General features: G+C 48.0%; 23 protein-coding genes. 13 read left to right on the top strand and 10 right to left on the bottom strand.

Annotated features, from left to right (window positions below):
* Positions 1–65 precede the first annotated feature (65 nt).
* The gene (locus Enr17x_RS14945) at positions 66–590 is read left to right on the top strand and encodes a leucine-rich repeat domain-containing protein (RefSeq protein ID WP_145310029.1); all 525 of its coding nucleotides are present in this window, start codon (positions 66–68) and stop codon (positions 588–590) included.
* Positions 591–602: 12 nt separating this feature from the next.
* Here the strand turns inward: Enr17x_RS14945 and Enr17x_RS14940 are convergent, their stop codons facing one another.
* Both Enr17x_RS14940 and Enr17x_RS14935 read right to left on the bottom strand, forming a co-directional pair.
* Positions 603–1,991: a sulfatase family protein gene (locus Enr17x_RS14940; protein WP_198000580.1), complete on the bottom strand. Its 1,389-nt coding sequence runs from the start codon at positions 1,989–1,991 to the stop codon at positions 603–605.
* 63 nt (positions 1,992–2,054) lie between these two features.
* Positions 2,055–2,747 (bottom strand): phospholipase D-like domain-containing protein, encoded by a 693-nt coding sequence (locus tag Enr17x_RS14935; protein ID WP_145310027.1) that lies wholly within the window; start codon positions 2,745–2,747, stop codon positions 2,055–2,057.
* Positions 2,748–2,858: 111 nt separating this feature from the next.
* On the opposite strand from Enr17x_RS14935, the gene Enr17x_RS14930 reads away from it, so the two are divergent.
* Complete coding sequence (locus Enr17x_RS14930) at positions 2,859–3,764, top strand: TIGR01777 family oxidoreductase (protein WP_198000579.1); 906 nt, start codon at positions 2,859–2,861, stop codon at positions 3,762–3,764.
* Between the two features lie 28 nt (positions 3,765–3,792).
* On the opposite strand, the gene miaB is transcribed toward Enr17x_RS14930, so the two are convergent.
* From miaB to efp, 3 genes are all read right to left on the bottom strand, one after another.
* On the bottom strand, positions 3,793–5,334 hold the full coding sequence (gene miaB, locus Enr17x_RS14925) for a tRNA (N6-isopentenyl adenosine(37)-C2)-methylthiotransferase MiaB (protein ID WP_145310023.1): 1,542 nt from the start codon (positions 5,332–5,334) through the stop codon (positions 3,793–3,795).
* Between the two features lie 97 nt (positions 5,335–5,431).
* Positions 5,432–5,650, bottom strand: coding sequence for a hypothetical protein (locus Enr17x_RS14920; RefSeq protein ID WP_145310021.1), 219 nt, complete (start codon positions 5,648–5,650; stop codon positions 5,432–5,434).
* Between the two features lie 264 nt (positions 5,651–5,914).
* A complete protein-coding gene (gene efp / locus Enr17x_RS14915) occupies positions 5,915–6,487 on the bottom strand; it encodes an elongation factor P (protein WP_145310019.1) in 573 nt (190 codons plus the stop codon).
* Positions 6,488–6,729: 242 nt separating this feature from the next.
* Here efp and epmB point away from each other — a divergent pair, with 242 nt between their 5' ends.
* Positions 6,730–7,737 carry an EF-P beta-lysylation protein EpmB gene (epmB, locus tag Enr17x_RS14910; RefSeq protein WP_145310017.1) on the top strand — a complete coding sequence of 336 codons (1,008 nt, stop codon included), beginning with the start codon at positions 6,730–6,732 and terminating at the stop codon, positions 7,735–7,737.
* On the opposite strand, the gene murD is transcribed toward epmB, so the two are convergent.
* The gene (gene murD, locus Enr17x_RS14905; protein WP_145310015.1) at positions 7,726–9,156 is read right to left on the bottom strand and encodes a UDP-N-acetylmuramoyl-L-alanine--D-glutamate ligase; all 1,431 of its coding nucleotides are present in this window, start codon (positions 9,154–9,156) and stop codon (positions 7,726–7,728) included. The two genes, epmB and murD, sit on opposite strands and share 12 nt — an antisense overlap.
* Before the next feature lie 148 nt (positions 9,157–9,304).
* On the opposite strand from murD, the gene Enr17x_RS14900 reads away from it, so the two are divergent.
* Positions 9,305–11,284 carry a sodium:solute symporter family protein gene (locus Enr17x_RS14900; RefSeq protein ID WP_145310014.1) on the top strand — a complete coding sequence of 660 codons (1,980 nt, stop codon included), beginning with the start codon at positions 9,305–9,307 and terminating at the stop codon, positions 11,282–11,284.
* A gap of 522 nt (positions 11,285–11,806) precedes the next feature.
* On the opposite strand, the gene Enr17x_RS14895 is transcribed toward Enr17x_RS14900, so the two are convergent.
* Entirely contained in the window at positions 11,807–12,277 is a 471-nt protein-coding gene (locus Enr17x_RS14895) for a hypothetical protein (RefSeq protein WP_145310012.1), read from the bottom strand.
* A 569-nt stretch (positions 12,278–12,846) separates the two neighbouring features.
* On the opposite strand from Enr17x_RS14895, the gene Enr17x_RS14890 reads away from it, so the two are divergent.
* The 4 genes from Enr17x_RS14890 (at position 12,847) to Enr17x_RS14875 (ending at position 18,541) form a co-directional block, all read left to right on the top strand.
* Positions 12,847–13,953, top strand: a complete 1,107-nt coding sequence (locus Enr17x_RS14890) for a cytochrome c (RefSeq protein ID WP_145310010.1) — start codon at positions 12,847–12,849, stop codon at positions 13,951–13,953.
* A 76-nt stretch (positions 13,954–14,029) separates the two neighbouring features.
* A complete protein-coding gene (locus Enr17x_RS14885; RefSeq protein ID WP_145310008.1) occupies positions 14,030–14,989 on the top strand; it encodes a S1C family serine protease in 960 nt (319 codons plus the stop codon).
* Between the two features lie 240 nt (positions 14,990–15,229).
* Positions 15,230–16,987: a hypothetical protein gene (locus tag Enr17x_RS14880; RefSeq protein WP_145310006.1), complete on the top strand. Its 1,758-nt coding sequence runs from the start codon at positions 15,230–15,232 to the stop codon at positions 16,985–16,987.
* Between the two features lie 192 nt (positions 16,988–17,179).
* A complete protein-coding gene (locus tag Enr17x_RS14875) occupies positions 17,180–18,541 on the top strand; it encodes an EF-hand domain-containing protein (RefSeq protein WP_145310004.1) in 1,362 nt (453 codons plus the stop codon).
* Between the two features lie 23 nt (positions 18,542–18,564).
* On the opposite strand, the gene Enr17x_RS14870 is transcribed toward Enr17x_RS14875, so the two are convergent.
* The 3 genes from Enr17x_RS14870 to Enr17x_RS14860 form a co-directional block, all read right to left on the bottom strand.
* Complete coding sequence (locus Enr17x_RS14870; RefSeq protein WP_198000578.1) at positions 18,565–19,245, bottom strand: class I SAM-dependent methyltransferase; 681 nt, start codon at positions 19,243–19,245, stop codon at positions 18,565–18,567.
* Positions 19,246–19,302: 57 nt separating this feature from the next.
* A complete protein-coding gene (locus tag Enr17x_RS14865; protein ID WP_145310000.1) occupies positions 19,303–20,241 on the bottom strand; it encodes an aminotransferase class IV in 939 nt (312 codons plus the stop codon).
* Positions 20,242–20,309: 68 nt separating this feature from the next.
* Positions 20,310–20,726: a hypothetical protein gene (locus Enr17x_RS14860; RefSeq protein WP_145309997.1), complete on the bottom strand. Its 417-nt coding sequence runs from the start codon at positions 20,724–20,726 to the stop codon at positions 20,310–20,312.
* A 337-nt stretch (positions 20,727–21,063) separates the two neighbouring features.
* Between Enr17x_RS14860 and Enr17x_RS14855 the strand changes: the two genes are divergently transcribed.
* The 5 genes from Enr17x_RS14855 (at position 21,064) to Enr17x_RS14835 (ending at position 25,288) form a co-directional block, all read left to right on the top strand.
* The gene (locus Enr17x_RS14855) at positions 21,064–21,984 is read left to right on the top strand and encodes an NAD(P)-dependent oxidoreductase (RefSeq protein WP_145309995.1); all 921 of its coding nucleotides are present in this window, start codon (positions 21,064–21,066) and stop codon (positions 21,982–21,984) included.
* Between the two features lie 86 nt (positions 21,985–22,070).
* Positions 22,071–22,958, top strand: coding sequence for a 4-hydroxy-tetrahydrodipicolinate synthase (gene dapA / locus Enr17x_RS14850; RefSeq protein WP_145309993.1), 888 nt, complete (start codon positions 22,071–22,073; stop codon positions 22,956–22,958).
* 119 nt (positions 22,959–23,077) lie between these two features.
* Positions 23,078–24,382: an ATPase, T2SS/T4P/T4SS family gene (locus Enr17x_RS14845; protein ID WP_145309991.1), complete on the top strand. Its 1,305-nt coding sequence runs from the start codon at positions 23,078–23,080 to the stop codon at positions 24,380–24,382.
* Between the two features lie 106 nt (positions 24,383–24,488).
* Positions 24,489–24,716 (top strand): hypothetical protein, encoded by a 228-nt coding sequence (locus tag Enr17x_RS14840; RefSeq protein ID WP_145309989.1) that lies wholly within the window; start codon positions 24,489–24,491, stop codon positions 24,714–24,716.
* Positions 24,717–25,054: 338 nt separating this feature from the next.
* The gene (locus Enr17x_RS14835; protein ID WP_145309987.1) at positions 25,055–25,288 is read left to right on the top strand and encodes a hypothetical protein; all 234 of its coding nucleotides are present in this window, start codon (positions 25,055–25,057) and stop codon (positions 25,286–25,288) included.
* Positions 25,289–25,570: the final 282 nt, after the last annotated feature.

Below are 25,570 nucleotides of genomic sequence, written 5' to 3'. Positions count from 1 at the left end.
CTGGATTGTCTTTCGCTAGAAGTATCCGGCCAGAATAACTGGCTCTATCAGAACCTGGGAGTGACATGCTGAACCTGATCACCAAGCCGTTAGCTATCAGACTCTCTTCTGAAGTCTGTTTAATCATGATCTGCCTTCTGGCCGGTGGTTGTGGAAAGACTCATGACCCAAACAGCAAGGCAGTGACAGAATTTGTTCTAAAGGCCGGAGGAAAAGTCATTCCAGTCAATAGTGATCTTCCCATCGACACTCCGGGAAAAATACCGGAAGGAGATTTTGCTGTTCGCGAGATCGATTTAACAGATACCAAAATCAAAGATCTAGACATGAAAAAGATTGTCGATTTACCATATCTAGAGTCGCTTAATCTTCATGGGACCAATCTGACTGATAAAGGTCTGGCAGAGCTCTCGGGATTACCAGAACTAAAATCATTAGAAATAGCCTACACTCGCGTCGGTGATGAAGAAGTCAGCAAGCTCACTCGGTTTCCCAAATTAAGAAAGATCTTTCTCTACGGAACCGCCTTAAAACCTCAGACGATCGAAGACCTCAAATCGAATTTACGCGGCTGTGTGATTTACAAATAGACATTCTCAATCTCATTCAGATGGCGATGTCTTCGAGATTGGTTTCTGCCAGGGCACGCTGCCATAACGCTGGATCTCAGCCCGCAAAAGTGCCGACATCTGGTTGAACTTATTTCGGTTTTTCCCGGCTAGATTATTTTGCTCCAGCGGATCTAATTTTAAGTTGTAAAGCTCCAGCGGTGCGAAGGGACTGTTCTGCAGCAGCTTCCAATCACCGCTTCTCACTGCCTCAATCGTCTTTCCTCCGTACCGCGTTCCTCCTTCTCGTCGGCGAAAGAACCAGTCCCGGCGTAACGGGGTTTGGCTCTTGCCTTCAAGGATTGGCAAAAAACTGACCGCATCCAATCCGGCAGGAACCGTAATTCCAGCTGCTTCACACACCGTCGGAAACAAGTCCATGCTCATTGCCATGAAGTCGCTTTGAGACTGGGGGGCGATTCGATTTTTCCAGACAACACCAGTAGGAACTTTCAGTCCCCCTTCGTAAACGCTCTGTTTACCATCACGAAGATTTCCATTATTCGCGCCCACGCTTAATTGTCCGCCGTTATCAGAGCTGAATACGATGATCGTACTTTCGCTTAAACCCGCTTGATCCAGTGTCTGAATGACTTTTCCGATTCCAGCATCCAGGTGTTCAATTAGTGCAACCAGCTTCGCGCGTTTAGGATCAATACCGGGTTCACGTCGAACAACTTTTTCAACCCACTCTTCCGGAGGCTGAATAGGAGTATGGGGTGCATTGTAAGCCAGATACAAAAAAAACGGCTTTTGGCTTGATGCCTGTTGCTGTAGAAATTCACAGGCCCAGTCTGTAAACAGGTCAGTGGCATGTCCCTTTGGATCAATCGTCTTCTGATTGAGTCGCATGTAATTCACATTATGTCTGCGGTGCTGGTAATAATCATCCATCATGTCACCGAGAAATCCATGGAAGTGATCAAAACCACGTTCATTCGGTGTGTTGGGAGATTCCAGCCCCAGATGCCACTTCCCGATGATGCCTGTATAATAGCCTGCCTGATGAAACACATCTGCTAATGTGATTGCCGTTGGCAATAAGTATCCCCAACTGTTCTCGGGATGTGTTCTGATGACTCCCGGAACGCCGACCAGGTCTTGATAGCGCCCGGTCAATAAAGCTGCTCGCGTCGGAGAGCATACAGGACAGTTTGCATAAAAATTGGTGAATTTCATCCCGCGGCTAATCAGCTGATCGATCTGCGGCGATTTCAGATCTGAGGCACCATAGCTACTCAAATCACCATAGCCTAAATCATCCACCAAAATCACCAGCACATTCGGTCTGGCTGACTTTTCTGCTGCTTGAATCACAGACCCCGTCCAGAGAAAAACTGAAAACAGGAAAAATATCCCTTTGAGCATATTTGTTAGACGCATTGATTCAATCTCTTTCATTTAGATGATTCGTTGAAGTTTAGTCTCTTCGAGTTCAATCCAGGATTAAAGTTCAAATTCGTCCCAGAGTTTTTCAAACTCAGATTCAAAACGTAACAACAGGGCAGGGTCATTTGTGATAACCAGGTTTTCGGAATTATTTTTTGATGCACTGCGGGTCCAGTTATAGCTGCCTGTTAACACGAATTCAGAGTCAAACAAGGCAAATTTATGGTGCATGTGAAATTCCGTTTTATCAATCCGAACGGGAATTCCGGCCCGGGAAAGCTGTTCGATATCTGACCCCAGATCATAAGATTTATCATTATCGGAGATAATGCGAATGTTGACTTTACGCTGATGGGCTTCTTGGATTGCACGAGTGACTCGGTCGTCGGTGATGGTGAAGACACAGATATCAATTTGCTTTCTTGCCGAATCAATCATTCGACCAATACGATGCGAACAATCATCACGAGGACTGAAGAGCGCTTCTGATTTTAAATCTGGCTCCCGACTTTTGGTCTTTGCCAGAATTTTCATCACATCTTCCAGCCAGGCCAGGCTCTTCTCATCAGGCACCGTGGCAGGCTTGTGCTCCCGAAAAATCTCAAACGCTTCTTTACGGATCAGAGCCAGATTATGGTCTGTGAGGGTAATATGTGAAAAGATTTGGCTTAATGCGGAGCGTTCACTGCGTGTCATCTGAAAATCTGCAAAGGTTTGCAGCAACATATCCCGAATTTTTGAACGATCCATAATTTAGTCTTGATCCTGCGAGATTAATTGGAATGATTACGATTGATATCTAGAATGTCATGCCGCTCCTTTTATGGTAGCGTGAATACTCTTACTGGAAAAGACTCTCGTATGAAACTATTAATCTCAGGTAGCTCTGGACTGGTCGGTTCACTGTTATGTCAGAGCCTGGATTCCGATTCTGCTTTTGAAATCGTGCGGCTGGTTCGTTCTCCTTCTTCGAAGGGGATTGGCACATCCGTGATCTGGAAACCTTCCCAGGATCGTCTCTCTCCGGATTTGTTTTCTGGAATCGATGCCGTAATTCATCTGGGAGGGGCAAATATTGCAAATCAACGCTGGTCTCCTGAAGTCAAACAATCGATTTACAACAGTCGTGTGCAATCGACCAGTCTGCTGGCCAATACGCTGGCTTCACTGGAAACGCCGCCATCTACATTTTTGTGCGCTTCGGCGATTGGCTTTTACGGCGATCGTGGAGCAGACCGACTCAATGAAAGCAGCCCCAAAGGGCAGGGGTTCCTGGCGGATGTGTGTGAAGCCTGGGAGCATGCGACTCAACCCGCAGTAAAAGCTGGGATTCGTGTCGTGAATATGCGGTTTGGAATGATTCTGGATCAATCAGCGGGAGCCCTCTCCAAAATGCTGACGCCGTTCAAACTGGGAGTCGGTGGGAAAATTGGCGCGGGTTCACAATATTGGAGCTGGATCGCCTTACCCGATGTCATCAAGGCGATTCAATTCTGCCTGCAAAATGAAACGATGCAAGGACCGGTTAACTTTGTTGCCCCAGATGAAGTAACCAATCTGGAGTTCACAAAAACGTTAGGCAAAGTTTTGTCGCGTCCCACATTTTTTCCGGTTCCCACTTTTGGAATCAAAACCCTGTTCGGTGAAATGGGGCGGGAACTGATGCTCAGTAGTGCCCGTGTTACTCCTGAGAAACTTCAGTCTGCCGGTTTCGAATTCCAATATGCAAAACTGGAAGATGCGCTGCGCGCCATATTGTCAAGCTAAGCAGAACTCAGTTTGAGACGGCTATGAATTACTGCAGAATCGGAAGCGAGGAGCCTGGGTTATGTTGAAACTCTTTCGTGACGATCGATCCAATTAACGTGGTTGGCGTCACGTCAAAGATTTCCACACGAGCCAGAGTACCCGCTAATCGCGGATTGCCGTCAAAGACAACGATGCGATCACAGTTGGAACGTCCCATCAACTGTTCGGCCAGAGTGTCACCGGCGTCTTCACTGGCTTTCAGTGCTGATTTACTGGGCCCTTCGACAAGAACCTCGACTTCTTTGCCAATAAACTCGGCGTTATCTTCTTCGCTGACTTCATTTTGCAGCTTCAACATTTCGTTGTTGCGGCGTTTCTTGACTTCGTCCGGAATGTCATCCTGTAAACGCTCTGCTGCTTTGGTCCCCGGTCGCTCGCTGTATTTGAAAATAAAGCTGTTCTTGAAGCGAAACTCCCGAATTGACTCCAGGCTTTTCTGATGTGATTCTTCCGTTTCTCCCGGATGCCCGACAATAAAGTCGCTGGAGACAGAACAGCCAGGCAGAATTTCGTTGACCCGCTGCATCATGTCGCGGTAATCCTCAACGGTGTAGCCTCGCTTCATGATTTTTAATACATCGTTGCAGCCATGCTGCAGGGGAACATGCAGATAACGCGTCGCTTTGGGGAGATCACGGATCGCTTCCAGAAGATCGTTCGTCATATCTTTGGGATAACTGGTGACGAATTTGATGCGTGAAATCCCCTCGACATCGTGAATCAGATACAGCAGATCAGAAAGCCGAAACAGTTTGCCATCTTGTGTATGTTTATAGCTGTTAACTGTCTGTCCCAGCAGCGTGACTTCTTTCACCCCCTGATCAGCGAGGACTTTGACTTCCGAGAGAATTTCGCGAGGGGAACGGCTCTGTTCCGGTCCTCGTGTTGAAGGCACAACACAATAGGAGCAAAATTTATCACAGCCAATCATAATCCGCACAAACGCCTGATAGGGTGAGGGGCGCATTTCCGGATCACGCAGGGGATCATAGCTTTGGAAACTGTTGGTGATCTCAGCCAGCTTGCCATCTTTGCGGCCTAAGCCTACGGCAAGTTCACGGCTGCGCTCACTTTTACTGTGATGAACGCGTGCTTTATCGATCAGTCCGGAAACTTGCGCCAGCTGGCCTGTCCCCACGACAAAATCGACCTGGGGGGCTTTTTGAAAGATCAGTTTTTGATCTTTCTGTGCCATACAGCCCATGACTCCGATGACTTTCTTCGGGTTTTTTCGGGCACCATATCGCAGTCGGCCTAAAGAGCTGTAGATTTTATGCTCTGCATGTTCGCGAACACTGCAAGTATTGAATAGAATCGTCTCTGCTTCTTTTACATCCTGCGTGAGTTCATATCCCCGTTTGCGAAGGTCTGCGACCACCAGTTCGCTGTCCAGCATATTCATCTGGCAGCCCACGGTTTCAATATAGAGCTTATGGTTATGGTCTGTCACAACATCTGGCTCGACTTCTGTCGCATTGACAGGAATCTGCTCTGCATCGAAGTTACTTGTTTGATCGATCTGAGACATGAACTGATTCAACTACTGGAAAAAAGAAAAACGCATCTCAAGCGGAAGAACGTTTCCACCAGATCTGCGAATATTCAAGGGCCTGTAAAAGCAGAGTCTAAGCTGCTGATGCATTTTGATCTACTGAAGCAGGGTTTGCTTCCGCGTTTAACGACTCACTATCGGACGCATTCTTCCCGTTTGAAGAGAGTTCCTGCGTGTACTCAACGGCCAGTTGCTGGACAACAACTTTCTTGTGATGCGTCATCAACGAAGCCAGAGACTTCAAAGCCATAAGTGACGCGACAACGTACAAGATCAGATTCCAGACATCCATGTCAATCCTCCTTGAGATCCATGGTGGCACTAAATAGTGATTTTGGTTGCGACCTTTAGTTAACAACTCCCTTAAACCCGTCGCTCACAAGCTGATACAAGGCTTGAACAGGTATTTTGGCAACACCTGTTAATATTTCAATATCATTTAAGCCAGTTTCATGAAACCCACACAAAAGAATCACAGAAAACAGGCATTTCGAGTCTGATTGGGGAGTTTGAGAAGCGATTTAAGCTCAATCAACCTTCCCAGACTCCTATTTGACTAATCGCGAATTCGTTCTACATACGAACCAGTCGCGGTATCAACTTTGATTTTTTCACCCACATTGATAAAGGCCGGCACATTAACCGTAGCCCCTGTTTCAATCGTGGCTGGCTTCGTCACGTTCGTTGCCGTGTTCCCTTTGGCGGCTGGTTCCGTGTAAGTCACTTCCACAATCACCTGCTGAGGCGGGTCCATTCCAATCAGCTGATCATTCCAAAATAACAGGCTGCAGATCGCCCCATCCAGAAGATATTCTGCGGCATTTCCACAGACCGATTCCTCAATGGTATATTGTTCATACGTTTCATTGTCCATGAAATGCAGCCCGTTCGCATCTTTGTAGAGAAACTGTCCATCGCCTTTGCGGATATCAGCTTGTTCCAGGCTCTCACCACCACTTTTGTAAGTACGATCGAGAATGGTTCCTTTGAGCAAATTTCGCAGTTTCGTTTTGTACAAGGCTTGGCCTTTGCCTGGTTTGACGAAATTGACTTCGATCATTTCATAAGGATCACCTTCGACGATCACCTTAACGCCCTTACGAAAATCGCCTGTACTGATTTGTGGCATCGCTTCATTTCTCTGACAATAAAAGTGTTGTGAAAAAGACATTTGTGTTTTGTTTCCAAGCCCGAGAGAATAACATATCTTAATCCGGTTGCAAACGGAGAGCAGGGGAAATGTCGACCAATTTCTGGCGCCTCCTCATTTCTGCTGATGCCGTTTCGCAAAAGAACGATCTCGCTGATACCTCGCTTTTTATAAACCACGTATGGCTTCTATCTGCTGAATTATTTGGAAAATTGCCTTAAATGACCTCGACGCTTTCAGAATCCACCTGGCAAAAGTCACTCGCACAGGCCATTCGTGACCCCCGGGAACTGATTTCCCAGCTCAAACTCCCCGAATCGCTGTTACTCCCGGCCCTCGATACTGTTCAGTCGTTTCCACTCATGGTCCCTTTGAGCTATCTGAATCGCATTGAGCCAGGCAATCCAGAAGACCCGCTTCTCAAGCAGGTTCTGCCTGTTGATCGTGAAAATCAGACCGTTCCGGGGTTTTCTGATGACGCGGTCGGTGATCTGCAAGTTCGCCCCACGCCGGGGATTTTACATAAATACCAGGGCCGCGCCCTGTTAATGGTGAGCGGGGCCTGTGCCATCAACTGCCGATACTGTTTTCGCAGGCATTATCCCTACAGCAATGAGCCGCGCACGCTGGCTGAGTGGGAACCAGTCTGGGATGCACTCAGCGCAGATTCATCGATCCAGGAAGTAATCCTGAGTGGAGGAGACCCACTTTTACTGACTGATCTTCGACTACAGGATCTCTGCAACCGAATCGCGGGGATTCCGCATGTGAAACGGTTGCGGATTCATAGTCGCCTGCCCGTGGTGCTGCCTGATCGAATTCACCCTGGTTTGCTGGAACTATTTCAACGACTCTCAGAAAACGGAACGCTCGTCTGGATGGTGATTCACGCCAACCACCCGAATGAAATTGCACAAGATGTTGAAACTGCACTCAAACAACTTGTTTCCGCAGGGATTCCGGTTCTGAATCAATCCGTATTACTAAAAGGCATCAATGATTCAGTTGACGAGCTCGTCAGTCTCTCGGAGCGATTAATCAATCTGGGAGTGACACCGTACTACCTGCATCAACTGGACCGCGTTGCCGGTGCTGCGCACTTTGAAGTGCCTGAAGAGCAGGGGAGAGCGATCATCCGCGAGTTACGCACCCGGCTGCCAGGTTATGCTGTACCACAATATGTACGAGAAATCGCTGGGGAAGCTCATAAAGTTTCGTTACTCGGTTGAGTCTCGCATTCTGGCATTCAGCTCAAAAAACAGTTTCACAAAACGTTCTCCTCGTTCGACGAAACTGGAAAACCAACCGTAACTGGCACATCCCGGCGATAGTAAAATCACGTCCCCTGGTCCAGATTGCCGAATTGCCCAGTCAAAGGCGGCTTCAAACGAAGTTTGCTGAGGGGAAATCACTGTCGAAGAATTTACGTCCGACCGCTCCTTCAAATTATACATCAGCTCAGAAAGCACCGGCCCCGTCTCTCCCATTAATGCAGTCGCTTTAGAATGCTTCAGGATCTGAGTGGCAAAATCCGTCAAATCTACTTTTTTGTCTGAGCCTCCTGCCAGCAGGATGATGGGACAATCCTTAAACGCATCCAAAGCACAAATGGCAGATTCCGGGGTTGTTGCCAGGGAATCGTTATAAAAACGACGTTCGAGAAATTCTCCGACGAACTGGAGTCGGTGGGGCAGTCCCTCGAAATTTTTCAGTCCCACCTGAATCGCAGCAACTTCCACGCTGGCACAAGTACAAGCAGCAATCGCTGCTGCCGCATTCATCCGATTATGCATTCCAGGAACATTCAAGTGTGGCAGAATTGTGTAATTCTGTTTCGTCAATTCAAATGCTTCTCCCTTGATCAGGAGATCGAGTTGCGTATCCGGGGCAGCTCCATACCGAACTACTTTTCCGGCTGCACTCCAATTTTGCAGTTCCCCTTCGTCGGCATTGAGAATGCTGAAATCGTTTTGTGTCTGCCAGCGAAAAATAGTCTGCTTTGACTCACGATAGTGCTCGACCGTCTGATGCCAGTCCAGATGATTCGGACTGAAATTAGTGACGACACCGATCTGGGGGCTGGCCTGAATCCGATTCAACGCTTCCAACTGGAAACTGCTCAGTTCCAGAATCACCCAGTCGTCAGGTTGAATCTGATCGACCACCGGCAGCAGGCTAATGCCGATGTTTCCACCCAACCAGCAGCGGGCACCTGAAGCTTGCATGATCGCATGAATCATGGCTGTCGTTGTCGATTTTCCATTACTCCCAGTCACGCCAATCACTCGCGCGGGGTTCAACTGCCAGAAGAGTTCCATTTCACTCGTCACAGGAATTTGCAGCTCTTCTGCGTTTTTCAGCAGGGGATGACAGGGAGGAATCGCTGGGTTGACGACCAGCAGATCGGTTTTCGGCAGTTCGTGTGTCTCGCTTCCCAGTTGATATTTGACCTGAGATAGACTTTCGAGCTGCTGCAGGGAATCGGTAAGTGACGCTTCGTCTTTGCCATCGATAACCGTAATCTGTGCCCCTTGAGCCGCCAAATATCTGACCGCAGCGACCCCGCCACCGAACCGGCCTAATCCCAGCAGGGTGATGAGACGTCCCTTCAATTCAAAATCTTGGATCAAAAATGGTTTTAATGGCATAACGAATTGCGACTCTTTCTCGAGTCAATGAATTGATAACGGTATTCAGAGGGGCCTTGCATCAGTAGGTTTGCATATTAGGCCGATCCTCGGTAGTCTGATTTCGGAATTAAATTTATTAATCATCCCTCTTTCAGAGGATCGGTCAATGATACTCGCTGCCGAAAAGAATGCCTGGCTGGGACTTCACCCTGCCGACTGGATTGTACTGGCTTTGTACTTCGTCGTCATTCTTGCCATTGGTCTGTGGTCAATCAAAAAAGTAAAAGATATGACCGACTTCTTCATGGGCGGCCGCCGGTTCGGCAAAGTCTTCATGATGTTCTTTGCCTTTGGATCGGGTACAAGTAGCGAACAGGCCATCAGTGTGGTGGCAGGAACCTGGCGCGCCGGTCTGGCGGGAATCTGGTGGCAGTTTCTCTGGCTCTGGGCGACTCCCTTTTATTGGATCGTCGCACCGATCATGAGACGCATGCGCGCGTTGACCACTGCTGATTTCTTTGAAACTCGGTTTAATGGCCCCACGGCTGTTCTGTATTCTTTCTATGGGATTGCGATCTCGATCACGTTTATCGCCGGCGGTTTATTCGGCACGGGAAAAATGGTGGATGCCCTGACGGGTAATGAACTCGATCGCATGGCGATTCAAGCCAATATAATGGTTCCTGCCGCTGAGTGGGATGCGAAAGAGAAAACATTTCAGATCACAGAACGTCGACTGCAAGGATATGAGTATGCGATCCTGGCAGTGACCGTCATGTTCGTCATCTATGGAATGGCGGGCGGGCTGGGCGCAGCGATTATCACCGACTTCATTCAGGGTATTCTGACAATCATTTTCTCTTTTTTACTACTCCCCTTCGTCTTTTTTGAGATCGGCGGCTTCGGCAAACTCCACCCCCAGTCAGAGCTCAAACCAGGTATGCTGGATCTGATTGCCAGCCCGGAAATCGCCGCCACACTAGGCAGCGAGCCGATCACCCCGTTTTATGTCTTTATGTTATCAGTCACCGCACTGGCGGGAATTGTGATTCAACCGCATATTATGGGCGTCTGTGGAGCAGGGAAGACCGAATTCGAAGGCCGCTTCGGATTCACAGTGGGTAACTTTCTGAAACGCTTTTGTACCGTCGCCTGGACCTTTACCGGCCTGGCATGCATTATCTGGTACATGGGGGACAGCAGCCCCCTGAAGACATCCCCCGATCCTGCAGATCAGGCGATTTATCAATCATTGATCATGCGGGCCAGTCCCGATTTTCACGACTTACCTGCGGAAGAGAAAGCGAAAATCGAGACCACTGATCGTAATTTCGCCGACCGTCTCTTTGGAATGGCGGCCCATGATATTCTACCTCGGATCGCACCGGGACTGATTGGTTTGTTGCTCGCTTCGTTGCTGGCGGCTGTGATGAGTACCAGTGACGCCCAGATGATTATCTCCAGTGGCCTGTTTACCGAAAACATCTACAAAAAAAGTTTGGTAAAAAATCGTTCGCAACGACACTATCTCTGGGTCGGGCGTATCGCGGGGCTGGTGATTGTGATCCTTGCACTCATTTTGCAGACGACGTTTACGGATATCATTGCGGCTTTGAAAGTCATTGTAAAAACTCCCGCCTGTATCGGGATCAGCCTCTGGTTTGGAATCGTCTGGAGACGCTGGAATGTGATCTCCGTCTGGGTATCCACGGCAACCGGAATACTGGCGTGGATTGTGGTTGCCTTCTATCCCGACTGGTTACATCAATCAGGACTGCTGCCGGAATTAATGTTTAAGATCGATGGTACTTCCGTCAAAATGTGGGACGTCTGGCAGATGTTTTCTTTCATGAGTCTGGCGGTTCTCAGTGGGATCATTGCCAGCTTTCTCACTCCGCGCCAGTCACAGGAAAAACTGGACCACTTCTATAATTTGATGCATACTCCCGTCAAACTGAACGAAGTCATCGAGTCACCCTGTACCCTTCCAGAGAACCCGGAACCGGTCGGGAAGAAACTCTTTCCCAATTCAAAAGATATCGAAATTCCCAAACCAACATTTCAGGATCTCGGCGGCTTTATCCTGGCCTGGTGTGCCGTGGGTGCCATTATCTGGTTGACGAAATTTCTCGCTGCAGTCGCTTAAGATGGGACGAAACGGTTTCTGGTTGACAAACTCAAGGCTCTGTTTTTCTGAAAAGAAGTCGAAATACGCCTGTTTTCAAGGACGGCGGAACCTGCTTGACGCTCCGAAGCAGAGCCCTATAAATGTCGCACATGCGTCGCGCGCGTGAGAGAGCTTACAATCAGCCCCGTTTTCCTGAACAGTTTGAATCTGTTCTCTTCACCTCGAACATGAGCAGACGATTGAAAAACGCCTGAATTCAAGACCAATTTATAAATTCTCCTGTTCGCAGGAAGCTCTGGTTAGCGTTGAAAAACGCGTCTATCGATTGCTTTCACAGGCACTTCAAAGTAGATCACAACAGCTTCTGTGTCTATCAAAGGGGATCACGGGGTGTTCATTTTCGGTCAGGGTTTTCATCTGTGCCAAGCGGAAACTACTCAAACCTGCAGGCAATCACTTTTCAGAGAGCGCATAAAAAAACAGCCAGAAACGAAATGTTTCCGGCTGTTCAAAATTGTGATGAAGCTACTTAATTCTTAATTAACTGCGATAAGTCACAGTTACTTTTCCACGTCGTGATTCAACCACAACGCTGTATTTACCATAATCAAATACTTTACGATGGCCATCTTTACTGCAGCGAACACACTCGCAGGCACAAGCTGGAGCACAAATTTCTACAGCAACACACCCAGGCTCACAACAGCTGTGTTTGGGAGCACAAGGATCAACAATGGTGACCAGTTTCGGATTTGAGCAGGGGGCAATGTTGCGAGGCCGCTTATATTTCACACAATCGAATAGCGGAATCGCGGGGGAAGCAGCATGATGCGAATACGGTTGGGGTGGCAACTCTGGCATCGGCTCAGGTGCAATTGCAGTCGCAGGGGGCGCTGCAGTTGTTTGACTCAAATAAACACCCTGTCCCAAATCAAATGCAGGACCTTGTGCCTGAGCAGCCGTAACGGTAAAGGCGATCATGCCCAATGTGTAACAAACAATCTTGTTCATCTCTGTGTACTCCTTTTGCTACCATGGTGAACTCCATGAAGGTAGCGGATTGATAAAAATCAATAAGGTCTCTCCCGGACAACGTGCCTGGCCATTCTCCAGAATGTTAAAATTCAGGCAATTGAATAGTCGGGATTTTTTCGCGGTTGTCCACCACCAAATTATAACCTACCTGAAACAGGCGGCTGATATTTTCGAGCTAGATAATGAAAAACCGGTATCAGTTACGAGTCTGATAATGGTCAGAGATAATAAGTCAACTTTGAGATGACAAGGCTGGTTCGTACTTTTTTTACGCAAACTGTCAAACAGCCCCGAACCGCCCGATCGGAATATTTTTACACTATCCTATTTCAAGCTCTTTTACTGCAAGTAATTGTGTCATTCGAAGTGCAAATTCCGACTGTTCGACACATGGTATATTTGAAAAATGGTAATTTAGGTACCCCACACGTCACAGGAAACACGAAAATAGGATTTAAACAAATGAGGTAAGCTGGAGTTGCATCAGCGGCTGAGATCACACATAATCTAATTGGTTTAATTTCAAGGACTTGAGGGAGATATCCATGAACGAGCCGGCAAACCGGTTGAAACAGAAACCAATCGTGTGGTCAATTTCAGCGTCTTATGCCTGTCTGTCTGTTTTGTTGCTCTTTACAGGCTGCGGTGGCAGTACACCACCGGCAACACCTGCGCCACAGCCTCAAACAAACACAGCTCCCGCTGCAGCGCCAACGACTCCCGTTACTCAGACGGCGCAAGCACAACCTCAAAAAAGTGAAGAGAAAAAAGATGGCCGCAAAATGATTGACGGCATCCCATATGACGTTTGGTTTGATAACCCATTAGCCGTCGCCGGTAATAATCAGTCCGTTACCCCGGTTGCACTACCCGGTAATACGGTCGCTGCAAATTCCACAACCCCCGCTGCCGGCAAAATGAAACCAGCAGCGAATCCAGAAGCACCTGCTGCAGGGGGAGTTGACTGGAAAACGATCATTCCGATGCCGGTATTGGAATCCCAGGTAAAAGACATACGCAATCGACTGACGAAAAATATGCAGTCGGTCGGTACTTACAACAACAGTTATCTGGAAATCCCTACCTTCACCACAACTCTTGCTGCACTGGCAGGGATCGTTACGGAACACCCGGAAGATGTTGGCTGGAAAAAAAATGCCAAATATCTGCGTGATCTGGCTGCCGGTATTTCAGCAGAGCCACTAAAACGCGGCGCGAAATCTTTCCGTGAAATTCAAGTTCCCTACGAACAAATGATTGTGATCTTAAATGGGAGCGTGCCAGCCGGTATTGCGGATGCAGATGAAAAGAAACCTCTCTCTGAAGTCGCTTCGATGGGCGATTTGATGAAACGCGCCGACATTGCCTCCAAATGGCTGAAATCAAATGTCGGAAATGCAGACGCTTTGAAATCAGAAAAAGAAAAAGTGATTGAGGAAGCACACCTGTTGGCAGCGATTTCGAAAATCATTACGACTGAGGGATATGGTTATGTTGACGATGAAGGTTTTCTGAATCATGCCAACCCGATGGCAGACGCCAGCCTGCAAATGGTCGCTGCGGCAAAAAGTGACAATTTCCCTGAATTCGATAAAGGCTTAACACGAGTCTATAAAGCCTGCACTGAATGCCATAGCGAATATAAAGAGTAAAACCATTCGACGTGAGGTCACTGCTGACTCAAAACACCAATACCAGCAAGCAAGTCACAGAGAGGAAATCGAAGGAATGATACAAAACTGGTGCCATACAGGGCTGAGAACCTGCTTGTTAATTATAATTCTGGCTACCTGCAATTCGGTTCAGGCAGATTGGATTGAGCTCGTCAGCGGGCACAAAATTCAGGGTGATGTTCTCAAAGAGAACAACAAGCACTTACTTGTGGATATCGGAATCGAGGTCTTGCGGATTCCCGTTGAGCAGGTTCGATCCCGGACCAAATCCGAACCCGTTGCAGATGGCAAAAAAATGATTACCAAGAGTAAAGATAAAATTTACTCTGTTGCCGAACTCCCGGTTAAAAGTATCAAGGAACTGGCGCGAATCTATGGGGAAGCGGTCACACTGGTCCAGACACCGAGTGGACTGGGCTCCGGCTTTATTATCAATGATCGCGGATATTGTGTCACGAACTACCATGTTGTCGAGAAAGAGACTCGTATCGCCGTCACCATATTTCACCGTACTGCCAGTGGTGAGTTTCAACGCCGCCAAATTAAAGATGTGGAGATTGTGGCGTTAAACCCGTTTTTTGATTTAGCATTACTACGCATTCCTCGCCAGAAGGATGTCCCATTTCGTACCGTCTATCTGGCGGAAAATGACCAACAGCGCGAAGGTGAAGAAGTCTTTGCAATCGGGAATCCACTGGGGCTGGAACGGTCTGTTTCACGAGGGATCGTCAGTACCCGTAATCGTAACATGCAGGGGATTGTCTATATCCAGACGACGACCCAGATCAATCCGGGGAATAGTGGCGGCCCGCTGTTTAATTCGCGCGGGGAAGTGATTGGCGTGACCAATATGAAGTTGATTCTCGGAGAAGGCCTGGGCTTTGCGATTCCGATTACCTATGTGAAACATTTTCTGGATAACCGCGATGCCTTTGCATTCGATAAAACGAGTCCCAATACAGGTTATCGCTATTTTGATGCCCCCCGTAGAAAAACAGTTGATTCTGTAAAATAAGCGTTATTTTTTGCAACCAAAGTCTGTTTTGGCTGGTACTCCCTGATGAGCTTCTCTTGCCAATATTTTTCACCTGAGCAGGATGCCGGGCAGGTTGGGGTTGTCAGAAAAAACAGAAATGCTACAAATAAACAGTATTTATCATCGTCGCGCTCTTTTGTTTCGACAGGGCCTTTTAGTCGAAGCAAGCGGACGGTCTTTTAAATTCCCTTCTTGAAAAGAGAAAGAATGAAGGCTCCAATGAGAAAGCCACTTTTGTTTTTCACTTTAATGCTGATGCAGGCGATGTTCCTGCTGACAACGGTTCAGGACAGCTTTGCACAAGACAGAGTCAAGGCAGCTCAACGTATCCCCGCTGATGCTCTGCTCTACTTTTCAGTCCCCGATGTAGAAACACTGGGCGATAAATGGAGCCAGTGCTCCATGGGCCAGATGACTCACGATCCCGCATTTGCGGATCTTAAGAAAGATCTGATCAAGCTCACCGAAAAATTCTCCGAAAAATTTGAAGCAGAAACCGATTTGAGCCTGAGCAATGTTCTGAGTATCCCCAGCGGCGAAGTCAGCCTTGCCTTTGTCAAAAGTGACGAAGGGAAATTTGGCGGCCTGGCCCTGATGGAATACGGCGAAAGTGGCGAAATCCTGGAGAAGATCCTGGAAAAAGCTGCAGAAGGTTTTGATAAAGAAGGTGCGCAACGCTCCATTCGCAGTGTTGATGGAACAAAAGTCGTTGTGTTTTCCTTTGAATCAGACGAAGATGATCAAGCACCTGTCAAAGTTCCTCTGGCAAAGAAATTTGCTTACTTCCTCAAAGACAAAACATTTGTTGCTTCAAACGATGACAAAATTCTGGAATCAGTTTTAGCCAAGTGGGATGGTCAGGGACAAAACACATTAGCCAGTAAAAAAGAGTACCAGTACATCCAGACAAAATGTGCTGATCCAACGGCTCCTGCTGTGATGCAATGGTATATGAATCCCATTGGGGCACTGCAGTCAATCCTGGGAGTTGCCAGCCGCGTCAATCCGCAAGTGGGGATGGTTCAGGGTTTTCTTCCTGCATTGGGGATTACCAATCTGAAAGCAGTGGGGGGATCAACTTATCTTGCCACGAAAAATTATGATTCCATTTCTAAATCATTTACCTATGTCGAAATGCCGACCTCCGGTATTATCGATATGTTTAAGTGCCCGGCTGTTGCTCAGCAACCACCCGTCTGGGTATCAGACAAAGTTTCAACCTACTACTCGATCAACTGGAGCATCAGCGGTGCTTATGATTCGATTGAAACCTTGTTTGATGGTTTTCAAGGACGACCGGGCGCACTGGCAGCAATCATTGATCAGATGGCTGACAAACCCGAAGGTCCCAAAATTCACATCAAAAAAGATATTGTTGATAACATGAGTGGCCGAATTCAGGTCGCCACTGAAATGATTGAAGGCGAACAATTGGACCTGACGAAAATGTCTGGCCAGTTTACCGTGGCGTTCGGTCTGAAAAACTCTGATGCATTCCAGAAAGTCGTTGCCTCTCTGACTGCCAGAGATGACTTCCCTGGCCAGACACGCGAATTTCAGGGAACGACACTCTACGAAGTTCCTGGAGCAATCCTGAGCTCTCCTACCGATGCAGCATTCTGTATCGCAGAAAACCAGCTCTTCATTGCCAATGATGTCAAGCAGATCGAAAATGTATTACGCAAAGACCGTGGCGTTGGTTCACTGGTCAATAGTGATAACTACAAGCGAATTTCAGAGAACTTCCCTGAAAAGACCTCGATCATCACTTACCAGAATTCCGACGCACAGGTTCATGCTCTCTATGAATTGATGAGAAAAAATGACAACAACGTCGATCTGCAAGGGCTTGATTTATCGAAGTTGCCTTCATTCGAAGTGATTCAAAAATATTTACCGATTTCAGGTGGATACACAGTGCCCGATGATCAAGGGTTCTTCACTTCTACATTTGGCATTAAAAAATCAGAAAAGTAATCAGCTTTTCATCGCTTAGTTGAGATACAAAACCCGGTGAGGCCGCTCACCGGGTTTTTTCGTTTTAGCTCGCCTTTTGACAATTTAGCCAATACTTTCCAAAGAATTCTGTGTTTAATACTCTAACAGTAGACTTATTAATCAGGTTTCTGGTCCTGTTTTGATCTCAGCATTCCCACGAAAGGGGCTGTAATGAAACGTTCTTACCCGTTTTTAGCCTTGTTGGCCCTGCTTGGCCTTTCTGTCAATCCGCTCTCCGCAGCGCCGGAGGATGCAGAGTCGGCCTCGCAGAGCATCTTTCAGCAACTTGACAAAAACTCAGATGGAACAGTCACTGCGGAAGAAGTACCGGAGGATAAAGAACGGTTCTTTGATCATCTGATTCGCAAGGGAGACCAGAACAAAGACGGAAAACTGTCAAAGGACGAATTCGAAGCAGGGCTAAAAAAAGAAGAACAGAAATTTCCAGCAGGCGAAGGCCTCAATCGTAATCGGGGGCCCCGCAACTTTGACTATAAAATGTTCCTGAGTCGTCTGGACCGTAATGGTGACAAGAAAATTTCTAAAGAGGAACTTCCCGAACCGTTACGGGCACGAATGGAACCGTTGTTTGAACGCTTAAATAAAGAGGAAATTTCACTGGACGAATTTGAGAAATTCGGAATTCGGTTCAGAGGAGGCAGACCACCTGGAAATCCTTCTCCCAAGCCGGGAGAGATGTCGGAAGGTGCACAGCGGTTTTTCAATATGCTGGATACCAATAAGGACGGGAAACTCACCTTGGACGAAGCCCCCGATCGCGGTAAACGGATCTTGAAAAGCATCCTGGAGAAATCCGGAAAAGGGAACAATGCAGAACTGACGAAAGAGGAATTTCAAAAAGGGCTGGCAGCCTTTCGTCCCGATCAACGACGTCCCGGTCGCGAAGGCGACAAAGAAATGAAACGTCCGGAGATGAGAAAGGATGCTGAAAACCGTCCCACTCGTTCTTCAAGCCGTTCGCCAAAGCGTAGTGAATTGCCGGAAGGTGCACAGCGATTTTTCGAAAGGTTGGACACGAATAAAGATGGTAAACTTACACTCGATGAGGCTCCTGTAAGAGGAAAACTTTTTGTTCGCCAACTTTTGGACAAATCAGGAAAAGGCGCGGATGATGAACTGACGATGGAAGAATTCAAGGGCGAGTTCACTTCGTTCCGCCCTGACCAACGTCGTCCTGGCCGTGAAAACGAGAAAGAAATGAAAGGTCGGACAATGCGCGCCCCCCAAATACGTGATCAAGCGAAAAACCAGCCGAGTGAGCCATCCAGGCGGCGTCCCGGTTCCAATTTCTTTCAAACGGTTGACCTGGATAACGATGGAAAACTGAGCAAATACGAGTTAAATCAAATTGATCGCGTCTTTGATAGACTGGATCGAAATCGGAATGGATATCTCGAAATTGATGAGGTCGTGGGGCAAAGGCGAGGTAGAATCAATCCCATTCGTATTGAGTATGGACAGCAAAAATTGAAGCTAAAAACTGAGACTGAGGGGAAAAAAGCATCGGAGTAAAATAGCTACCGATTGATTTCCAGTCAAGATTTGAGTTCCTCAGAGGCAGTCTGCTCTACCAGCGTTGGACTGCCTTTTTCTTTTTGCAGATGCTGTACCCAGGCAGGCGGCAGATTGAACCAGACCCAGTCGGTTTGAATACGGTACAAGCTGGTGTAATGACGCATAATGTCATCAATCTGTCGAATCCGCTGATTCTCTTCACCCCGCGAAATCACTTTCCGTACAGGCCGCACATACATATATTCAAAATACGACAAGACGCCGCCCGGCTTGAGCAGACGGAAATAGGATTCGAAGATCTCCCCCACCAGATCCGTGGGAAAATTATTCAGTGGCAAACCGGAAACAATATAATCGTATTCTTCGCCCGCACCATATTCCTGCAACGGGCAATTATGGATCGACGTCTGATCCTTGATCTCCCGAAAGCCCTGTTCGCGATCAAAGCGTTTATGCAGAATCTCGACAAACTTATCATTCAATTCTACCAGGTCCAGTTGGTCTCCCGGCCGAATCTGTTTGACGATCTGCCTGGTCACAGCCCCTGTCCCCGGACCAATCTCCAACACTTTCTTTGACCCATCATGCTGCCTCATCGGTCCCGCCATATCGCTTGCCAGGAAACGGCTGCTGGGGGCAATTGCACCGGTGGTTTCAAATGTCGTACGAAACTGTTTGAAAAATTCCAGATAGTGTGACACGGTAATGGTTCCTGGTATGTAATCAAAACAACGGGAATAATTTGAAACCGGCATCGGCTAAAGTGCGTTCCGTCGCGCGTCGCCAATCTGTATAGCCTGACTTTTTATGTCGACTCCGACGGCTGCGCTCCACGCCGACAACAACTGATTAAAAACAGGCCCTGGAACGCCACCCGAAATTGGTGTTTCGCCGAAACGAGTCACAGGCATCAGACAATACCCGGTCGAAGACGTCAATGCTTCGTCGGCTTCAAGAATGGCATTTGACGAAATATCTGTTTCTTCATAGCGAAGTCTTAATTGTTTCGCTAATCGGATCACCATTTGCTGACTGATTCCTCCCAGCACATGCTCCGGGCGGGGGGACACGATGACATTCTCTTTCACGAGATAGAAGTTCCCAATTGTGGTTTCCGCGACAAATCCTGATGCATCAAATAATAGTGCGCTGGCCTGGGTCTCTTGCTGGCGAACCAGTTTGTCAGCGCGATATAGATGAATGCGGCTGCGCGACTTGACCCGGGGATCAAATACCGCTGCATTCAGCTGTTGCACTTCGGATTTCACTAAATGTTGACCGGTAGTATATTTTTGATCCCAAAGCTCAAACGCCAGAGGAAAAGTATGCACGCAAATCGTCGGTGTACGGCAGGTCTCCTGTTCTGCCAACCCCAGGTAAGGCAGATTCTGGCCGGCAGTCAGGAAAATCGTCAAACCCAGATCCTGATCTGCCGGTAGCAATGCTGCATTGTTTTCGACCAGACGCTCACTGATTTGCTTGAGTTCCGACTTTGACAGAGGAGACTCAATACAAACATAGTCCAGCGCCGCGTAGAGACGGTCCAGATGTGCTTCCAGCATAAAGGGGCGATGCGCGAAGGTGCGTATCATCTCAGTCACCGCAGCGCCGTACACAATTCCCAGGTCAGTAACTGACAGCTTGGCTTCTGAAAAAGGGATCAAGACGCCATTGAGGTACGCCAGTGGTTCAGTCATTTCGGAAATTTCATCACAAGAGGAGAATTCGTTAAAACGAATAGATCGAATCGCATCGACAAGTCGATTTAGTAACCAGAATACACTGGATACGAATAAACGGGGACAGGCGTCTGGTACTGTGGATACTGTGAATTCAAATAAGGCCGTCTACCATAAAGTCGGACCTGCAAGTACATGAAATTGGACACCATCCGACAGCCGAGTGGAAATGCGGAATAATCACAGCGGCGGTGCAACTCCTGTCGAAACTGCAAATCACAATACCGTCGACTGATACCCGGAATTTCATAACATCGATCATGCTGATAGCAGCTTCCCCGAAAATCGGCGCCCATGAATCCCTGAGGCGTTAAATACTGTAAGAGCGGTGCACCATCTGGCCCACAGGGATAGCCCCATCCCTGGGCATAAACGGCTCTTTGATTATCTGCAGTCAGCAACAGCCAAAGCGCCAGAAAGAGTATCGGTAGTTTGAATTTCATGTGAGAACTCGCTTTAACATCTGAAAATTAGTCGACTGACACCGAAATGAGGAGCGGGGCAGGTGCTGATGTCGATTCTTACGATTTTCCCTACTTGGCGTGTGAATCGCAAGTTTCTTTTATCACCTCTCTTTAAATCCCACACAAAAGACCAACTCGGGGTAATTGTTCTCAAAAAAATGAACCAGTGGTATGACTTCTGAGTCAGAGCTCGATATACTGCCAAGGAGAAATATTGTGCTAACTTGAGATCTGGCAATCATTTTTTTACGATTTCCAGTAGTCGATTGTGAATCAAAATACGAATCCGAACTGAGAGCTAGAGGAATTGAATAATATGGCGATACCAGCAATTCAACCAGGAACAACGAAAGTCGGCTGGATTGGAACAGGGGTAATGGGTGCCAGCATGGTTGGACACCTGATGGACGCCGGTTTTTCCGCCACAGTTTACAATCGTAGTAAATCAAAAGCAGAGCCGCTTATTAAAAAAGGTGCTAACTGGGCCGATTCTCCGAAAGCGGTCGCTGAAGCATCCGATGTCATCTTCTCCATTGTCGGGTTTCCTGCTGATGTAAGAGAAGTGCTTTTGGGTGAGCAGGGGGCATTAGCCGGAGCCTCTGCGGATAAAATTCTGGTCGACATGACGACCAGCGATCCCTCATTAGCCGTCGAAGTTGCTGAAGCCGCATCTGCCAAGGGAGTCTATAGCGTTGATGCCCCTGTTTCTGGTGGAGACGTCGGCGCCAAAAACGGCACCTTGTCCATCATGATTGGCGGAGAGCAGGCCGTGGTTGAGGCACTGAAACCCTGCTGGGATGCGATGGGTAAAACCATTGTATATCAGGGTGAAGCGGGATCTGGTCAGCACACGAAAATGGTGAATCAAATTCTGATTGCCACCAATATGATCGGTGTCTGCGAAGCCCTGTTATATGGCTACAAAGCAGGACTGGATCTGCCCACCGTTCTGGAATCTGTTGGCAGTGGTGCCGCAGGCAGCTGGTCACTTTCAAATCTGGGTCCGCGTATTATGGATAATAATTTCGATCCGGGATTCTTTGTGGAACACTTTATTAAAGATATGGGCATCGCACTGGCAGAAGCGAAAGCGATGAACCTGAGTCTGCCTGGCCTGGCATTAGGTCACCAGTTGTATCTGGCGGTTCAGGCTCAGGGACATGGTCGCGATGGAACCCATGCCCTTCAGCTGGCACTGGCGTCTTTATCCAATGTCGACTGGGAAAATCGTTCCTGATTGAAAGCGGATTATCAACTAGAAAAAGATTATAGATCTGGTCGAACAGGACTGACCAGTCGAATTTGTTTTGAGGTAGAATAAGCATGTCTAATCAAAGTGACCTTTTTGCAGGTCTTGCGGTGGCAATGATCACCCCTTTTAAGAATGGTGAAATCGACGAAGCAGGCCTCTGTGCCTTGGTCGACTACCATATTGAAGAAGGGACTGATACCTTGTGCCCCGTCGGAACAACCGGTGAATCGCCGACACTCTCCCACGATGAACATAAGCAGGTAATTTCGATTGTTTGTAAGCATGCTGCTGGCCGGATTAAGGTCATGGCGGGGACCGGCTCCAACAGCACCCGTGAAGCCATCGAACTGACCAAATACGCCCAGGGAGCAGGTGCCGATGGAGCACTGCATGTTGCTCCGTACTATAACAAGCCGACCCAGGAAGGCTTCTTCCAGCATTACAAAGCCATCGCAGAATCGGTTGAGATCCCGATTGTGATTTACAATATTCCGGGTCGAACTGCCAAGAATATCGAGCCTGAAACGATCATTCAGTTAGCGGACATCCCTAACATCGTCGCAGTCAAAGAATCGACCGGTTCTATGGATCAGGCATCACACATTCTCTCTGCCTGCGATCTGGCCGTGCTATCAGGCGACGACAGCCTGACCCTGCCACTGATGGCTCTCGGGGGGAAAGGCGTTGTTTCGGTTGTCGGAAACATCGTCCCCGGCGACGTCAAAAGCATGGTGAATGCCTTCAATGCCGGCGATTTGAACCTGGCGCGCGAATGGCACTTTAAACTGTTCACGCTCTGCCGCAACCTGCTGGGGCTGGCCACAAACCCGATTCCAATCAAAGCTGCCATGCAGCTCTTGGGCCGCGATAACGGCGAAGTCAGACTTCCGATGACGCCACTTGACAGTGCTTCGATCAAAGTTCTGGAAAAAACACTAAAAGATTACGGTCTACTGTAATCGGTTCGCTGCTGAGTCTTCCGGCGTCGGCTGGGTAAAATGCCTGTCACTCCTGGCTGAGAGTCATCAGAAAAGAATTTCAAGTCAGATATGTTCCCCATTTGAAAGAGGTATCGCTAGTGATATTTGGTTTTGGAAAATCCCGGGAAGAAGAGGATGATGAATTCGAAGAGGAAATCGAGCCGGTCTCCTTCCAAGGCGCTTTAAATGGTCAACCAGCAAACCTGAAAGACAATGCACGACTTGTAAAAGCAGGCCTGATGGCTGCTAAGGATATTGTCACTGACGGTCTTGCTCTGCGTGCTGAACTGATTCGGTTTGAGCCCAAAGGGGAACGATATCAGGTTGCTTTTTATATCGATGGAGTTGCGAGCCCGGGGCCCAAACTGTCGAAGCAGCAGGGTATGGCTGTCGTCCAGGTAATCAAGTTACTGTCGGGCCTGAATATTCAGGAACGCAAACGCCCTCAATCCGGAGGCGTTCTGGCGGAACTCGAAGAAGTTCCCTACCAGCTCCGTGTTTCTACATCCGCTACACCGGGCGGAGAACGCTTAGCCCTTAAAGCGATCAATATGAACCAGCCATTAGATCGCGCTGATGACATTGGTATTACCGAAGAGATGCGGGAGCGCATTCGTGAGCTTAGCAAAGGCCGTCACGGTTTGATCCTGGTCAGCGGGGCTCCCAGTTCCGGCACCACGACGACAACGGTGGGGGTTGTGCGTTCTGTCGATGCATACCAATACACCATCTTTGCGCTGGCAGATCCGGAACACCGTGAACTGAGCCATATCGCAACACTGGACGAAAAAGAAGGGGATACGTTTGACGATGAACTGCGTCGCATCATCCGCATGGAAGCAGACATCATTTACCTGAACCCTATAACAGATGAAGCGTACGTCGGCAGTATTCTGAATGTTGCAGATGAAATCACCATGATCGCTGAAATTTCAGCCAAAGACGCGGTCACCGGCTTGCTCAAATTCTGTAAATTGGCTGGTAGTGTGGAAAAAGGCGTTAATGCACTTCGCTGTGTGGTTGGTCATAAACTGATTCGCACGCTGTGTGATGAATGCAAAGAAGCATTCCGGCCGAATCCCAAACTCATCGCGAAAATGGGCCTGCCTAAGACCACCAAAATGCTATATCGGCCTCCGCGTCAAACTGTTGACGAAGAAGGAAACGAAATCGAACCCTGCGAGAAATGCGATGGGTTGGGGTACTACGGACGTACCTTGATGCTGGAACTGATTGAGATGACTGACGAAATGAAAAAACTCATCATCAGTGATCCCGATCCGGCAAAAATCAAAACCTACGCCAAAAAAGCAGGAATGCCCGGCTTCCAGCAGGATGGAATACGCCTGGTCGCTGAAGGCAAAGTCTCACTCGACGAATTACAGCGTGCCTTTAAATCATAGGCGAACTGTTTTCAGATATGAGATTGTCCGATTAATATTGGCGTCAGACAACACTGCTGTTACGATCCGTCACGAAACTGACAGTCTTTTCAGGAGCTGACGATCAATGGCTTATTTACCCCACGCCAAACGGACTGGTATTTGTCTGGGACTGCTGCTTCTTTTTGGTTGCACATCCGAATCGGAACCGATCCTGGAACTCTCTCCGTCCGTGACTTTGATCAGTAACGGAAATCCGACTGAAGTCTATCCAATCAGTCCCGAAGAGCAGCAAAAACTGCTGGAGGAAATGTTAAAATACCAGCAGGAGAAGAAACGGTCTACAAGACCTTAGTCTCCCGTGATTCCCCCTAAGTTACCATTCGAGCTTCTCTACCGACTCAGATAGTGTTCATGCACTCCACCTCTGCCATATCTATGCCCTGCGGACTTTCTTTATACAAAATATTGTCCGATTAGGCAGAATGTACCGAAGATTCCGGTTTTAAGTGTCGATAAACCTAATACACACATTGCACTCATGTGTGGCCTTGTGTGTGACTTCCCGAACAAGTCACTGGATTCAGTATAAGGACAGACTGATCCCAAGGTATTCCCGGCTCCTGTCTTATCCTGTTTACACAAATCTCCCCAACAGGTGCCTTTCGACAACTTTCAATTCCGAGGAAAATCATGGTCATTCGCCAGTTTAAAAATTGGTCAAGTGTAGGAGTTCTGGGTTTAGCATTAATCGGACTAACCAGCACCGGTTGCCAATCCAGCATCGGCGGCCAGACGCTGCCTTCTGCCTATTACCTCAATGATGATGTTCAGTTCTATCCAGCCGGCCCTGAAGAACAGCTTTACAACCAGCGTGAAGTTCTGGAACAATACAAACTGGAGCGAAAGCTTCAAGAGGATCAATAAAATCCTTAACTTATCAAATTAGAACAGGCACGCTGTTTGAAACGTGTGCCTGTTTCTTTTTTCTTGCCCTCAATAAGACAGGGGGGACTCCTTTCGCGTTCTCTATTGCAGTCTCATGCGCTGGAATTACATGGACTGCATGCGAAAGGAAATTAGCCGGGCACGGAGAACGGGACTCTCGCCCGGCTTTTTTACGTACCAGTTTAAATCAGGCTACCTAGTGGAGTGTCATTTTTAAATTTTGGGTTGATCGATATCACGAGAGTGCGACAACGGAGCACG

This window comes from Gimesia fumaroli (assembly GCF_007754425.1).
Classification (GTDB): Bacteria; Planctomycetota; Planctomycetia; order Planctomycetales; family Planctomycetaceae; genus Gimesia; species Gimesia fumaroli.
Note: the sequence above shows the minus strand (reverse complement) of the source record. Positions and strands in the feature narration are given on the sequence as shown.